18 protein-coding genes and 1 other annotated feature are annotated in these 14,938 nt (G+C 34.7%); of the genes, 16 read left to right on the top strand and 2 right to left on the bottom strand.

What is annotated here, in order from left to right:
• Window positions 1-68 precede the first annotated feature (68 nt).
• The 11 genes from NSQ59_RS15595 to NSQ59_RS15545 all read left to right on the top strand — a co-directional run bounded on the left by NSQ59_RS15595 (window position 69) and on the right by NSQ59_RS15545 (window position 8,347).
• Window positions 69-716: a FusB/FusC family EF-G-binding protein gene (locus tag NSQ59_RS15595; protein ID WP_055740206.1), complete on the top strand. Its 648-nt coding sequence runs from the start codon at window positions 69-71 to the stop codon at window positions 714-716.
• A 195-nt stretch (window positions 717-911) separates the two neighbouring features.
• Window positions 912-1,724: a DeoR/GlpR family DNA-binding transcription regulator gene (locus NSQ59_RS15590; RefSeq protein ID WP_055740205.1), complete on the top strand. Its 813-nt coding sequence runs from the start codon at window positions 912-914 to the stop codon at window positions 1,722-1,724.
• Entirely contained in the window at window positions 1,711-3,018 is a 1,308-nt protein-coding gene (gene murA, locus NSQ59_RS15585) for a UDP-N-acetylglucosamine 1-carboxyvinyltransferase (RefSeq protein ID WP_055741242.1), read from the top strand. The genes NSQ59_RS15590 and murA overlap by 14 nt, the downstream gene beginning before the upstream one ends.
• Window positions 3,008-3,625: an NUDIX hydrolase gene (locus NSQ59_RS15580; RefSeq protein WP_152982422.1), complete on the top strand. Its 618-nt coding sequence runs from the start codon at window positions 3,008-3,010 to the stop codon at window positions 3,623-3,625. The genes murA and NSQ59_RS15580 overlap by 11 nt, the downstream gene beginning before the upstream one ends.
• 46 nt (window positions 3,626-3,671) lie before the next feature.
• Window positions 3,672-4,079 carry an NUDIX hydrolase gene (locus tag NSQ59_RS15575; RefSeq protein ID WP_055740203.1) on the top strand — a complete coding sequence of 136 codons (408 nt, stop codon included), beginning with the start codon at window positions 3,672-3,674 and terminating at the stop codon, window positions 4,077-4,079.
• A gap of 19 nt (window positions 4,080-4,098) precedes the next feature.
• Window positions 4,099-4,464 carry a class I SAM-dependent methyltransferase gene (locus NSQ59_RS15570; protein ID WP_340832201.1) on the top strand — a complete coding sequence of 122 codons (366 nt, stop codon included), beginning with the start codon at window positions 4,099-4,101 and terminating at the stop codon, window positions 4,462-4,464.
• 51 nt (window positions 4,465-4,515) lie between these two features.
• A complete protein-coding gene (locus tag NSQ59_RS15565; protein ID WP_340832199.1) occupies window positions 4,516-4,971 on the top strand; it encodes a DUF523 domain-containing protein in 456 nt (151 codons plus the stop codon).
• A 133-nt stretch (window positions 4,972-5,104) separates the two neighbouring features.
• On the top strand, window positions 5,105-5,311 hold the full coding sequence (locus NSQ59_RS15560; protein WP_340832197.1) for a DUF5316 family protein: 207 nt from the start codon (window positions 5,105-5,107) through the stop codon (window positions 5,309-5,311).
• Window positions 5,312-5,342: 31 nt separating this feature from the next.
• Window positions 5,343-5,870, top strand: coding sequence for a DinB family protein (locus NSQ59_RS15555; RefSeq protein WP_340832195.1), 528 nt, complete (start codon window positions 5,343-5,345; stop codon window positions 5,868-5,870).
• 117 nt (window positions 5,871-5,987) lie between these two features.
• Window positions 5,988-6,243: a binding site (T-box leader), on the top strand.
• Window positions 6,244-6,309: 66 nt separating this feature from the next.
• A complete protein-coding gene (lysS, locus tag NSQ59_RS15550) occupies window positions 6,310-7,869 on the top strand; it encodes a lysine--tRNA ligase (RefSeq protein WP_340832193.1) in 1,560 nt (519 codons plus the stop codon).
• Window positions 7,870-8,044: 175 nt separating this feature from the next.
• Complete coding sequence (locus NSQ59_RS15545; protein WP_055740198.1) at window positions 8,045-8,347, top strand: hypothetical protein; 303 nt, start codon at window positions 8,045-8,047, stop codon at window positions 8,345-8,347.
• Window positions 8,348-8,479: 132 nt separating this feature from the next.
• Here the strand turns inward: NSQ59_RS15545 and NSQ59_RS15540 are convergent, their stop codons facing one another.
• Complete coding sequence (locus NSQ59_RS15540) at window positions 8,480-10,129, bottom strand: M4 family metallopeptidase (RefSeq protein ID WP_083489447.1); 1,650 nt, start codon at window positions 10,127-10,129, stop codon at window positions 8,480-8,482.
• Window positions 10,130-10,438: 309 nt separating this feature from the next.
• Here NSQ59_RS15540 and NSQ59_RS15535 point away from each other — a divergent pair, with 309 nt between their 5' ends.
• From NSQ59_RS15535 to NSQ59_RS15525, 3 genes are all read left to right on the top strand, one after another.
• Entirely contained in the window at window positions 10,439-11,017 is a 579-nt protein-coding gene (locus NSQ59_RS15535; protein WP_340832190.1) for a hypothetical protein, read from the top strand.
• Window positions 10,989-11,531 carry a signal peptidase I SipW gene (sipW, locus tag NSQ59_RS15530; protein ID WP_126647487.1) on the top strand — a complete coding sequence of 181 codons (543 nt, stop codon included), beginning with the start codon at window positions 10,989-10,991 and terminating at the stop codon, window positions 11,529-11,531. The genes NSQ59_RS15535 and sipW overlap by 29 nt, the downstream gene beginning before the upstream one ends.
• Before the next feature lie 84 nt (window positions 11,532-11,615).
• Window positions 11,616-12,215: a TasA family protein gene (locus NSQ59_RS15525; protein WP_126647440.1), complete on the top strand. Its 600-nt coding sequence runs from the start codon at window positions 11,616-11,618 to the stop codon at window positions 12,213-12,215.
• A gap of 74 nt (window positions 12,216-12,289) precedes the next feature.
• Here the strand turns inward: NSQ59_RS15525 and NSQ59_RS15520 are convergent, their stop codons facing one another.
• On the bottom strand, window positions 12,290-13,528 hold the full coding sequence (locus NSQ59_RS15520) for a helix-turn-helix domain-containing protein (RefSeq protein WP_340832187.1): 1,239 nt from the start codon (window positions 13,526-13,528) through the stop codon (window positions 12,290-12,292).
• Window positions 13,529-13,849: 321 nt separating this feature from the next.
• Here NSQ59_RS15520 and NSQ59_RS15515 point away from each other — a divergent pair, with 321 nt between their 5' ends.
• Both NSQ59_RS15515 and NSQ59_RS15510 read left to right on the top strand, forming a co-directional pair.
• Window positions 13,850-14,254: a GNAT family N-acetyltransferase gene (locus NSQ59_RS15515; RefSeq protein ID WP_445669212.1), complete on the top strand. Its 405-nt coding sequence runs from the start codon at window positions 13,850-13,852 to the stop codon at window positions 14,252-14,254.
• Window positions 14,255-14,358: 104 nt separating this feature from the next.
• On the top strand, window positions 14,359-14,928 hold the full coding sequence (locus tag NSQ59_RS15510) for a GNAT family N-acetyltransferase (protein WP_340832184.1): 570 nt from the start codon (window positions 14,359-14,361) through the stop codon (window positions 14,926-14,928).
• Window positions 14,929-14,938 lie beyond the last annotated feature (10 nt).

The raw sequence follows: 14,938 nt of genomic DNA, 5'->3' as shown, positions 1-14,938 counted from the left end.
CGTTTTCTACCTATTAATAATCCTCCTCATCATTTAAATTAGAAAGCAGTAGATAGGGAGGAATTAAAATGGAAGCATTTATTCGTGTTGATCAGTTCCAATTCATTAAAGTTCAAACGCAAATTCTTATAAATGGGCATGCAAGCGTTAATGACAGAAATGTATTAAACGCATTAAAATCATTAGCTAGTGACAAAGTGTTTAACCTGTTTACCAATTTAGATGATGAACAAAAACGATTATTAGAACCAATTAAAGAAATAGAGGACACAGCACAAGGTGATGATTTTATAAGAAAAATAAAGCCCTATGTTATTCCTTTTAAAAAGATAACAGAACAATCATTGAAAAAACTATTCCCTAAAGCAAAAAAATTAAAACTTCCGTCTTTAGTTGACATTGACTTACAAGAATTGAGTTATTTGGGGTGGGATGATAAGGGGACAAATAAAAAATATTTGATTGTTCCTCAACAAAATAAACTTATTGGCTTTTCTGGGACATTTACTCCTATAACCAAAAAAGGTGTTTGTATGCTTTGCAATCATCACTCGGAGGTCGGATTATTCATGTCGGAGAAAAAAGGCAAGATCCAAGGAACGTTTGTGAGAAGAGGGAACTATATTTGTCAAGATAGTTTGAAATGCAATGAGAACTTAATTTCTCTTTCGAAATTGGAGGATTTTATTAAGCTTCTAAATGGCAAAGAATCTTAATATAAGTAAGGGATTCCTGTTAATCGGGAATCCTTTTTTTGTTTTATAAAAAAATTCTTGTTTATTGTCGAAAGAAAATAGGTAAAAAGACGTAAAATAATGAAATAACATGAAAGATAATGAATTATTTCATTGACAATGTTGAACTATACTGAATAAGATGGAATTAATGAAATTCTGAAAGGATGTTTTTACATGTTGGCTGAGGAACGCAGACATAAGATACTGGACATCATTGAAAAGGAAGGTCGTGTCATTGCAAAAGATCTAGCCGATATGTTTGAGATATCCATAGATTCAATTCGAAGAGATCTAACGATAATGGAAGAACAGGGTTTGCTTCAAAAAACATATGGGGGAGCGATTCTAAATAATCCAACCCCTAAGGTACGTACATTGCCACAACCTGAATCCACAAGATATGGATTGGGGGCTGCGCATCAAAATGCGATATCTAAGTTTGCTGCCTCTTTCATCCATGTACATGATACTGTATTTATTGGTGGTGCCGGCATTCAATTTGGAATGTTAAAGTATTTACCATCTGATTTTCCATATACCGTTATTACAAATTCCATAAAAATTGCAGAAGTAATAAGAAAACGAGAAAATATCACTTCCTACTTAATTGGGGGAAAATTAAGAGCTGAATCTGCAGGAAGTATGATTGATACGCTCGCTATCGAAATGGTTCGAAAATTTACCTTAGACATAAGTTTTTTAACTGGAGGAGGTATTGATTCACTCGGCATTAGTACTGCAACTCCAGAAGGAGCAGCATTTACTCATGCTGTTTCCCAAGTTTCACGGAAAAATATTTGTTTAGCTCCACATGAAAAGATTGGGCATCGTATGTTTGTCATGTCTGTTCCAATTGAAGAAATTGATTTAATGATTACGGATCAAGGTGCACCGGAGCTACCTATTCAGGAAATAAAAAGAAAACATGTTAAAGTTGTATTCGCAGAAGAGAAGGAAACGGAGTGTGTAAATGATGAAATGGCTTAAAGTAGAACAAACACCGCAATTACAAGGAAGCGTAAAAATACCAGGGTCCAAGAATAGTTCTTTAGCCTTGCTTGCTGCAGCTTGCCTTGCCGATGATACTGTTATATTGAAAGGAATTCCAAATATATCAGATTATCGTGTAATTTGTGAGATTGTCAAAGAAATGGGAGTTGAAATAGAAAGAGATACTGATGACGCAGTGCATATCAACTCCAATAAAATTTTCCATACAACGATTGATCCTAAGAAATCATCCTCCTTTAGAACCGCATATTATTTTATCGGTGCATTACTGTCCAAGTTTGGAAAAGTGTCACTTGGTTATCCAGGAGGAGACAATTTTGTTAGCCGTCCCATTGATCAGCATATAAAGGCTTTAGAAAAAATGGGAGCGAAATTCACATTTCATGAAGATTATTACGAAGTGGAAGCGGAAGAATTAACAGGTGCAACCATTTATTTTGACACCATAACATCTGGTGCAACCATCAACAGCATGCTTGCAGCAGCCCGTGCAAAAGGGACCACTATTTTAATGAATGCAGCCCGTGATCCCGAGGTAGTGGATACTGCTATGCTTCTCAATAAAATGGGGGCAAATATTAGCGGTGCTGGAACGGATACGATTAAGATTACTGGGGTTTCACAATTGAATGGTTGTACACATACGGTTATACCAGATCGATTAATTGCTGGCGCGTTTTTAATTTCTGCTGGAATGACTGGTGGTACGGTTACGGTCCAAGACATTGTACCGGAGCACTTAAGGACTTTTATATCTAAATTACAAGAGATTGGACTAGAATTTATGGTAGAAGGAAATACCATTACTTCCTACTCGACTGGAAAAATTAGAGCAACAAGAGTTCGGACAGGTATGTATCCGGGATTTCCAACAGATGTGCAGCAGCCTTTGACTGCCCTTCTTACGCAAGCGGATGGGAAAAGTATCATCAGTGAAAAGGTCTATCCTAATCGTTTCAATCACGTCCAACAATTAATAAGAATGGGAGCGGATATTAAAGTTCGTTCAGGTGTTGCCTTTATAAAGGGAAAAACACATTTAAAAAGCTCCGTCGTTCACGCATCCGATATTCGTGCAGGGATATGTTTAATACTCGCAGGTTTGGCAGCAGAAGGTCAAACAGCGATTACTGGGGTACAGCATATTGAACGCGGGTATGAAAATGTGGTAGAAGCCTTTCAATCACTAGGGGCAAGAATTACTTTACAGGATTCTAACCTTTCACATAATGACATCGAGAAAGTTGGAGGTGTTTATCATTCCCTATAAATGGCTGGAATGGGCACAAAGAATCCAGGCAATTTCTCAAGCAGGTCTAACCTTTTCGAACAATGAATATGATAAAGAACGGTATGAAGAATTGAGAAGTATTAGTTCTGAAATTGTGGAAGAATATACGGATCATGAAATGAAGACCATTAAGGAATTATTTACAGATGAAACTGGTTATCCAACACCAAAAGTGGATGTCCGCGGGGTATTGTTCCATGATAATAAAATACTGCTGGTAAGGGAAAAAAATGATGATAAATGGTCTTTACCAGGTGGATTTTGTGAGGTAGGGTTATCTGCAAAAGAAAATGTTGTGAAAGAAATAAAAGAAGAAGCTGGCTTTAATGTTAAACCGACAAAATTACTTGCATTGTTTGATATGAGAAAACATGGGCACTCTCCACAGGCATTTCATTATTATAAAATTTTTATTCAATGTGAAATTATTGATGGTCAAGCGAAAACCGGTATTGAGACTAACGATATTGGCTTTTTCAGTGAGAAAAATTTGCCACAGCTTTCAGTGAAAAGAAATACAATGTCTCAAATTAAAATGATGTTTGAGTTTTTAAGAAATCCAAATAAGGAAACAATCTTGGATTAATTTCATTGCCGCTTCTTTAATGCCTATAAGGAAGGATTGATCTAGATTGAGCGAACCTAAACATTTTGTGTCAGCTGGTGCAGTTGTTATAGACGATGAAGGAAAGTTATTGCTTATTCGCGGACCAAGAAGAGGCTGGGAACAACCTGGTGGACAAGTTGAATTAGGTGAATCTATCGAAGAAGCGGTCAAAAGGGAAGTAAAGGAAGAAACAGGGATAGATATTGAAGTTACAAAATTTTGCGGCATCTATCAAAATTTGCAAGCTAATGTTTGCTCAACGTGTTGGTTAGGCAAAGCTATTGGTGGAGAATTACAAACGTCCAGTGAAAGTTTAGAGGTAGGCTTTTACACCATTGAAGAGGCTTTAAAGATGGTAACATGGCCAACTTTTAAAGACAGAATACTAAAAAGTTTAAATGAAGGTGAACATCCGTTTTTTGTGGCATTTTGAAAGGGAAAGTGGGAAGGGCATGGATAAAATATTAAACTATTACAATCAATTCGATGAGTGGGGAAGATTGGATAGAGAGCCCATCGAATTTCTTGTAAATTGGCATTTTATTGAAAAATATTTACCTCCTATTGGAAGTGTTCTTGATAATGGTGCCGGACCAGGAAAATATTCTATGAAATTAGCTAAAAAAGGCTATAAAGTAACCCTTACAGATTTAACTCCTAAACTAGTTCAAATTGCTGAAGTTAAGGCGGAAGAGCTTGGTTTAACCGAACGATTCGATGGCTTTTTTACCGCTGATGCTCGTGACCTTTCAATTTTTTACGATCTCCATCTTCTCGGTATCTCTTCCCATTTATTATACATTGGAAGAAAGAAATAATTTACGATTTAGTTAATGAATAAAATTCAAATATTTTTTTGAGGAGAAAAAATGATATTAGTCAGCTCTTGTTTAGCAGGATTAAATGTTAGATACAATGGGACAAATTGTTTGGATAATAAAATTCAAAAATTAATAGATGAGAAACTGGCATTAACCGTATGCCCAGAACTTCTAGGTGGTTTTTCTATTCCAAGAGAACCCGCAGAAATTGTCGGCGGTAATGGAGAAGATGTTTTAGATGGTAAAGCTAAAGTGGTTGAAAAATCAGGTAAAGATGTAACAGAATTGTATGTAAAAGGTGCATATGAAACTTTAAAAAAGGCACAAGAGGTTAAAGCAAGTGTTGTCGTTCTTAAGGAGTATAGTCCTTCTTGTGGAAGCTCAATGATTTATAATGGAGAATTTAAAGGTAAGAAAATAGCTGGTAATGGAGTGACATCTGCCTTGCTTAAAAGGAACGGAATTAACGTTGTTTCAGAGGAGAGACTGGATGATTTTCTATAAAATAAATATAAAAGTACAGGGACGGTTCATTTGTTTTAATGATGCAAAAGAACCGTCCCTTTGCATAAAAATGAAACAAGGCTAATGACTGTGTGCATAAAATTATTTAGAGTAGCACCAAGGGGGAATTTATTTGTTTCGGTTTTTTCTAATTGCAGGATTAGTTTGTATTTTTGTTTCAGGTATTTATATAGGGGCTTGGACGGATGGAGACAGACAACGAGCAAATTTTTATTCAGAAACTCCCAAAAATAGAAAGCAAAGAGTGAATATTGGTCTTTTATTTGGATTAATTGGAGTAATATCTTTGTTGATTGCAGGAATCATTTATTTTAACTAGAATAATACACTTAAAACAAGGGGGATATGTTATGAAACTGAATTTTAAAGAAGCTATCGAAATATTAGAGCGTACACCGCAAACATTAGAGTGTTTTTTGTCCGGTTTGTCTGAAGGATGGTTGAAATGTAATGAAGGTAAAGATACTTGGAATGTCAGGGAAGTAGTGGAACATTTAATAGAAGCGGAGAAAAATAATTGGATTCCAAGATTGGAATGGATTCTTCAAGTAGGTGAAAATCAAGTATTCCCTCCTTTTGATCGTTTTTCGCATTTAAATGAAAAAAAGGAGCAAGCATTAGACCAAATTTTAATGGAATTTAAATCAATTAGAACACAAAATTTATCAACACTTAAAACTATCATTAATCCTGAAATGCACTTCGATTTGACAGGTGTACATCCCGAATTCGGTCAGGTGAAATTAAGTGAATTATTATCCACATGGGTGGTTCATGATTTAACACATATTGCCCAAATTGTCCGTATAATGGCTGAAAGATACAGAGAAGACGTTGGACCATGGAATGCTTATTTGGGGATTTTAAATAGGAAATGATTCCATTTATATTTTGGAGGTAACGATTTTGAGCATGATCTGTAACCAGAAACTTCACATTTTTGAATTTTATTGTTGAAAAGGATAAATGAATTTGTTATCATCATTTCCAATAACTAGAGAGCGACGAAGAGATAAGTAAATAAGAAGGAACATTACAGAGACCCTCGGTTGGTGAAAAGAGGGATGGAAATTCTTATTGAAAAAAGCCTCTGAGCTTCGTACGGAACTAAGTACATACTTAGGGATGCTGCGACGGTTTCCCCCGTTATAGGGATAGGGTATCGCATTTAATGCCGTACCTGATGAGGCTTATTGAGCAATCAATAAGCAAACTGAGGTGGTACCGCGAAGTCAAACTCTCGCCCTCAAGATTGAAAATCTTGGAGGTGAGAGTTTTTTTTGTTCTTCTAAAATCATTTAAAATGAGGTGAAAAAAATGCATTGGGCATTTCAAATTGCAGAAAAACTAATAGAAAAGTATCCAGCAAAGAATGTTTTTATCTGTGCATCCGGTATCAGTCCTTCAGGTTCTGTTCATATTGGCAATTTTAGAGAAATCGTAACGACGTTTTTCGTTGTTAAAGCACTAGAAAGCTTAGGCAAAAAAACAAGGTTCATTTTTTCCTGGGATGATTTTGACAGACTGAGAAAGGTACCACAAAATGTTGCTTCAACGTACGAATCATACATTGGCATGCCTTATTCAGAAGTTCCAAGTCCTTCAGGTAAAGGTTCCTATGCTCAATATTTTGAAAAACAGTTAGAAGATTCGTTACAAGCTTTTGGAATTGAACCTCAGTTTATCTATCAGAGTATAGAATATCGCTCTGGAAGATATTTATCCCATATACAAACCGCGATGAAAAAGAGAAGAGAGATTTATGACATCCTTATGCGATTTAAAACGGAGGAACCAGCAATAGAAGAAAGAGAAGATTTTTATCCGTTAAGTTTATATTGTCAAAGTTGTAATAAAGATACTACTACCATTACTTCATTTGATGAAAACTCAGGTAATTTGGAATACCGGTGTATCTGTGGAAACAAAGATATGCAAACATTGATGCACTCAAACAATCTAAAGCTTAATTGGAAAGTAGATTGGGCAATGCGTTGGATGGCAGAGGATGTAATTTTTGAACCTGGCGGCAGGGATCATTCATCTGCAACTGGCAGTTATAATGTTTCTAAAGTGATGGCGAAGGAAATTTTTCAATATGAAGCACCGGAATATATTGCATATGAGTTTATCGGATTAAAAGGTATTAAAGAGAAAATGTCCAGTTCTTCCGGAAACGTTATTACACCAAATGAATTATTAAAGGTATATATTCCTGAACTTATCCTATTTATGTTTGCAAAGTACAAACCAAGTTCTGCTTTCAATATTGGATTAGATGAAGATGTACTGCGAAATTATTCCGAGTTTGAACGGTATAGAACTTCTTATGAACGAGGCACATTAACAGATGAGGATATTAAGATTTCATTAGAATTAGCGGGAGTGAAAGGGATAAATAGACAACCGAATTTCAACCAAGTGGCAGGTATCTTCCCACTTATTGATTTTAAAATGAATGCATTACAAACATTTTTAAGACAAAATGGCGATGATTTTACCATAAAAGAGATAAAGCCAATAAGCGATAGAGTTTCCTATTGGATTAAGCATTGGAATCAACAGCGCTTAGTAAAAATAAATCAAGAGAGAAATACCACGTACTACAAAACTTTATCGCAGAAGCAAAATGAAAAAATTGACCAGCTGGCAAAGCTTCTTTCAACGGAACAAACTTTGACAGGAGACGCTTTACTGAGCAGAATTTATGCCTTATGTCATCATGAAAATAAAAAGAAAATGCGAGAATGCCAAAAGAAATTATTTGAAGATGTATATCAGTTATTAATCAACGAGGACAATGGACCTCGCTTTCCAATCCTTTTTAGTGCGATAGGAAGAGAAAAGGTGATTGAATTACTTACATTTAGTAAGTAGTGAAAGCCTCAGCTTTAAGTGGAGGCATTTTTTTACTTACGAATGAAACATATATAATGTTATTGCGTATATTTTTTATGAGATTATTTCTAATTGGGAATAGAAAGTGCTGTTCTATCTATAAGTCATTGTAATAAAAGTATATTTATTCTAAATCCTAAGGGGAGTTGAAATAATGACGATAGTATTAGAGTTATTGAGAATTATTTTTATAATGTTCCTTTTTGTTGGTGCTATTGTTTCGATGATCCATAATTTGTACTCAAAAATTGGAGTGAATTCTGACTATTATTTATGGATGGAGTTTATTGCAACTTTCCTCCTGTTTTTTGTTCTTTATAGAAATAAATTGCAATTTAGTGGTTGGTATAAAGGTAGAGGGAAAGAAAAACTTCCAAAGAATATAGCAAAATGGCTAGTTATTTGCGCTATATTATTATGGATATTACCACTTTTCCTTAGCCTCTTCTTAAAATAACCAGTATGGTCGGGATATATAATAGATCTGAATGCTAGTGCTTATATTTGAGATAGGCATTAGGAATTTTGTGTTACAATTCAGTTTATATAAAAAAAGAAGGTTGGGACTTTTTTTAAAGTCCCACCTTTTTTAATGGACGCCTACCGCGTCATATGCATTTGAGACGGCTTGCACTTCTGGAGATGGTTGGCCATTCTTATCAGGATAGAGATCTCGTGCTGCTTGAGTAACGGCTTGGCGCATTTGGCTAAAGTCGGAAGAGGAAGTTAAGTATAGGGTTAAAGCACGATAGAAAATTTTCTCTGCTTTTGATTTTCCAATTCCGTTTACGGTTACACCGTAGTGAGTGCCTCCTGCAGTAATTAAATAGGCTGCTTTATTATTAATACTACTGTTGATATGGACTCCGCCATTGTCGGCTGTCCCCAAATAGCGTTGATCATAGTGATCAGGATAATAGCCAGATTCTGTATATCCACCAATGTATATAGAAGCTGGATCACTCAATGAACGTAAACCATCCCCTGCTTTATCCGGTGTATAGATATCTTCTCCCATTAGCCATAATCCATCATCCGTTTTATTCTCAATAAAAGATCCCATAATATCTGCCATGGATTCATTAAGGGCTCCTGATTCGCCTTCATACTCTAAATCAGCGGTATTGGATATTACACCGTGGGTCATTTCATGACCAATAACATCTAACCCACCCGATAAAGATATCATATTTTTACCGTCTCCATCTCCGTAGAGCATTTGTTTTCCATTCCATGCGGCATTATTCCATTTATCCCCTATGTGAACAGTTGAGATAATTTTCATTCCCTTATCATCCAAAGAGTTTCTTTTAAAAGTTTTTTGATAGTAATCAAAAACTTTATCTGCATTTATATGTGCTGATACTGCTGCGGGATCATAGAAGAATGTAGATGGGCTTGATACTTCACTTCCCGTGTAGCCAAATAATGCTGAGAAGATGATAAAAATATTAGTATCTAAGTGATTGGCCGTAAATGTGTTAATTCCATTACCGCGTGTTCCATCAAATAAATAACTCTTTCCATCAGTGCCATTATTTATCGCAGGAAAAGCTTGCATCTTGCCAAAAACATCCATTCCGCGTCCTTGAATTGGTGTCCCATCGGTTTGAAGTCCCGCCTCTTGGATAGCATTAAAACTATGAATAATATCTCCGTTGGTGGCATCAATAAAGTAATGCCAATATCCAGGAGCAGGAGTCGAAGTGGATGCTTTTACTTGATATGCAAGATAGCTCTTACCTTTATATGGGTAAATGATTAGCTGCGAATCGATGTCGCCATCGTAGTTTTTAACCTCTCCTATTTGTTTTTCAATGTCTTGTTTGGCAACATCAACAGCTTTTTCATTAGAGATGGAGGCAGTTGTAGACATTACGCTGCGTGCTGTTAAAGTAGGTGTTACTTTACCAAAGTATGCAAACACATTATTGTCCTTATCCAGTGCAATAGTTTGATCGGATCCGTAAATTGGGATGCCATTAAATTGTTGAACTGTACGCACATGATAAGTTTGAGTTTCTTTGTCAAATTGTTCATGAGTAATTTTATACTGATCCTTTATATCTCCGGACGATTTAAATAATTTACTTTTTGATTGTAGAAATGCATATACAGCTTCTTGTTTGCTAAGACCTTTTGGGGCTTCCCATGTTCCAATAATAGAGGAAGGGGTTTTTAATTGTTGGTTATACTTTATTGTTTCCGCCGCAAATGAATGTTGAATTGGCAGTGCCATTCCTCCGAAAGTAATAGATGCTGCTGCCAATACTGCCGGGATTACCTTTTTGATATTTTTCTTATCTTTCTTCAAACTAGTCACCTCTCCATAAATTTTTGAATTTCAACACCATTATTCGGAATTTTCAATTTAGCGTCAATAGTTTGCGTATTGGGTTATTTTTTTCGGTATTTTTACGGATTTTAAGTATCTTTGATAAAAAATAAACTAAAAATGGACAAATTTTCATATAAAATAACCCAATTTACAACATTCTGAAAATTAGTTACGATGAGCACAAATATGAATTGGTAAAGGAGAGTGGGAATGACACGGATTAATAAATGGGGGATTTTTTTCTGCTTATGCTGTAATTGCTTTTTCTTAGGAACTAAATTAGTAGGAAAAACAGAGGCGAGTTTTTCCAGTCAAGTTTTTCTTGGCAAAATATCCATGACTTCTGCACTTGTTTTTCCAGCAACTATTATTGATTTAAAAGAGAGGGCATTCACTATTGCAAATAGTATTGATCAATACTTTAAAACGATGAAACAACCATCAAATAAACTTGGATTTTCCGAGGTTGAAGATAGGTTAGACAGAGCAATTAGGATCAAACAATATATCAATTCATTTTTCGTGATAAATAACGAGTTGGCCGGTTATTATCAACGGGTTCATAATGATTCAGACCTTAAATATGTAGTGGATGGATATAGAAATGTGAACGATCTTATTAACGAGAAAAGAATAACAGAGCGTTCTCAACAAATCGATGAAATGATTGAATTTTATATAGAGAAGTTAAAACTGTTGGACCAAGAAGAAAAAAACAAAAATTCACAAGAGAAGGTGAGGGCGGAGCATGATGAAAAATATGAAAAAGATATTTCGAATCTCAGGTAGAGTTATAAGCGGGATTGTTTTAGTTCTAATGTGCTGTTTGGTGATCCTAGTTCTCTCCTCTAGAGCTTCAGGGGGTGAACCTACCATTTTTGGCTATCAAGTCAAGGTTGTATTATCTGGTTCAATGGAGCCTACATTTAAAACCGGCTCGATAATCGCTATTAAATTGGGGGATTCAAAAAGTTCATATCATAAGAAAGATGTCATCACATTTAAAGATGGAGAAAAGTTAATCACCCATAGAATTATCAAGGTAAAAGAAGTGAATGGACAACCACTGTACAAAACAAAGGGAGATAATAATGACGCTCCAGACATGAATATGGTAATGCCTAAAAATGTCGTAGGAAAATATACTAATTTTACCATTCCCTATATGGGATATGTCATTAACTATGCTACTTCTAAGATAGGTGCGGCACTCCTGCTTATTATACCTGGGATTATGTTAGTACTTTCATCCGTTTGGTCCATCTTGAGAACAATGAAAGAAGTAGAAGTGAAAAATGCTTAAAAATTAGGTATTACTCTTATTTATCAAATCTACAGTGATAATTAAGAGATAAATAGATTTAACCATAATAGAGGAGGAATAAATATGAGTTTAACCAAAAAAGTAACAAAGGGATTTATTACAGCGGCATTGGGATTTTCATTAATAGGAGGAGGTACATATGCATACTTTAGTGACACGGAAGCAACTAATAACACATTTGCTGCTGGTACATTAGATTTATCCGTTAATCCTTCAACCGTTGTGAATGTGAATAATATTAAACCCGGTGACGAAATTAAACGTGAATTTCAATTAACTAATAATGGATCACTTGCCATTTCAAAGGTGTTATTAAACACGGATTACAAAGTAGACGATGCAAAATTAAATGGTAAGGAAAATACAGAAGATATGGCTAAGCATATTAAAGTAACGATCCTCTATAACCAAAATAATGCCAGTACACCAGTTATCGAAACAACATTATACGATTTAAAAAATCAAACCCCAGATCTTACACAAATAGACACTCTTTCTGGACCAAAAGCGGATGGGCTTGCACCAGGCGAGAAAAATAAAATGATTGTACTGTTTGAATTTAAAGATAACGGTCAGGATCAAAATCAATTCCAAGGAGATGCATTGCAAGTGGAATGGAAGTTCAATGCCGAGCAAGCGTCAGGGTCATTGAACGAAGGTTAAAAAATAAAAAAGCCCATGTTAGTCGACATAGAAAACATAAAGGTTGGGTTGCATGGGCTTTTAATAATTAGTATTTATGAATTGGTAGCGATGAAAATATTTGAAATATGAAAAGCTTTTAAAGGTTGCTCTGTTTCAACATAATGGTCATATAGTTTTCTTCCAAATAAATGAATCCAACGGGTACTGTTACTTTCTTTAAAATAGGGGAGAGCATTTTTTTCAAGAAAGGTATAGTATTGATCCATTTGTTTGTCAATGTTCAGAATGACAAGCTTAAATAAAATGATATAAAGCTGATTATTGAACTGTTTGGCGAGTGAAATTCCTTCATGTGCTTTCTTTAGTAATATAGTTTTACGAAGTAATTTACCTTCTGCACAAGTATTAACATAATTATATAATCTTTTAAGATAAGTCATTGTAGCTTTTTCGGCAAGTTTTAATGCAGCATCGTAACATTTTTGGGCCTTCACATATTCTCCTCTATTATAATACTCTAGTCCGAGATTGCTTAGAAACATTCCTTGTTTATCCGTTGCTCCAAATACTTCACTATCATGAATTAAGTTTTGGTACCGTTCTTCCAGTTCTTTAAAGTCAATTTCGCTGCCAATTTGCAATAAGATAATAGATTCTGCATTAAATGCATGCAAGTAATTGTTTGTTTTTTTAAAGTACTTTAGTGCTTTTTCCGCATAAATATAAGACATCATTTTCGAGCCAATATAATGATAGGCAACAGATAGATGATAAAAGTATTCTTGGTTCCCGTATTCTTCAATATTAATACGTTTTAAAAGCTGAAGTGCTACATCTTCGTTTTTAAAATCGGTTGAATGAAAAAGATGATAAATACTAAATGCATGCCAAAGCAGGTTTCTTTCAAATGGGGTTAGCTCATCCTGTTTATTATTGAGATTGTTTAAAATTTGAACTGCCTTTTCATCCTCTTCATAAAATAGAAAGTATCTAGCTAAAATTAATTGATAAAGTGATGCATATTTAGAAAAATGAATATATGGTGATGAATCAAGGTTTTCCTTTATTGATTCTATAGCTTTTCTTCTTTTCATAATAATAGCATGGTGCCAGTTATGCAGTTGTTTTTCAATGTTTTGAAAGGTTTCCATTTCTTTATGGACATCAATTTGCAAACGTTCTGAAAAAAGGGTAATAATTTCCGGAGAGTATGCAGTTTTTCCATTTTCAATCTTACTGACATGTGTAGTTGTACATATTCCTTCTCCGAGTTGTGCTTGAGTTATTCCATTCCTTTCACGAAAAACTTTAATAATTTCCCCCACATGCATGTAAATATCCTCCCTTAATCATCTAATCTTTTTATTCATTAGGCAGTATATTTATTAAGTTAGGATAATATTTGCTGTAAATGTACAATAATTCTTTAGAATTTACATAATCAGGATGAATATCCTATGTTTTCAAATTTTAAGTGAATTAGATAGGACAATTGAATGAGAATGGATAGGAAAATTGGAACAGAGAGATGCAAAAAGGAAACCAATTATGATGTTAAAAGCGTATATACTATGAATCGTAAAGGCTTCTTATTGATTTTACCAGTTTTATTTCTAAAATAATTAGTATCAAAATAAAGGGATGAAAACGTGTTGAAACCAATAATATATACAACTAAGCAGCCTGAGAGTTTTAAACAATTACTTAAATTATATGAAGCTTTAGGCTGGAATTCATTAAATTTATCAGAAATCGATTTAGAAAAAATGTGTAAGCAAAGCTGGTATGCTATATATGCATTTGATGAAGATAAAATGGTCGGAATGGGACGTGTGATTTCGGATGGAGTGATTACCGGAATAATATGCGGAGTTTGTGTACTGCCGGCATATCAGTCTAAGGGAATCGGTAAAGCAATAGTCGATCAGTTGGTTCAACATTGTGAAGAAAACCGAGTTATTCCTCAGCTAATGTGTGTAGAAGGATTGGAACCCTATTATGTATCATTGGGGTTTAGGAAATTCTCAATTGGAATGACAAGGAATATTACTCATTAGACTTAATGTCTTTCGTGGTAAGTCAAATTTGTGTTTTTAATAGAATTGCAAATCGCCTAAAGTGGTTTTTTAGAATAAAAATATCAATAAAGGAGTAAAGGACATTGGGGAATATTGAAATCAGAAGACCGAGACAGGAGGACCAAGCAGAACTGCACCAATTTTTCAATCACGTCATAAGCGAAACTTTTGCTAATGAGGGATTGTCTGAATTAGTGGATGATATTGAAAAAGAAATTGTTCAAAAGCAGAAATTACTAGAATGTGATTTAGAAAGCAAAGGGGAAGAGCGTTTCTTTTGGATTGCTGTAGATACAAGAGAAAATAAAATTGTCGGTACTATTGAATATGGTGCTTCGAGTGAGCTTATCAATATTTACTCAAATGGTGAATTAAAAGATGTCGTTGAGATTGGCACTGTATTTGTTCATCCAGATCACCAAAGGAAGGGGATTGGAACACTTCTCTTAAATGTAATCTTTATTACTCTCCAAAGCAGGGGAATCACGAAATTCTGTTTGGACAGCGGGTATTCTAATGCACAGAAAATATGGAAAAAGAAATTTGGAGAACCGGATTATTTACTGAAAGATTACTGGGGTACGGGGAGTGACCATATGATTTGGAAAAGACAGACCTCTGATATGGCAATTATGTTTAATAAATTCTTGTAACCATAATTGT

Origin of the sequence: Margalitia sp. FSL K6-0131 (genome assembly GCF_038008735.1) — a bacterium.
In the GTDB taxonomy this organism is placed as follows: domain Bacteria; phylum Bacillota; class Bacilli; order Bacillales; family Bacillaceae_C; genus Margalitia; species Margalitia shackletonii.
This window is presented reverse-complemented; position numbering and strand designations above follow the sequence as displayed.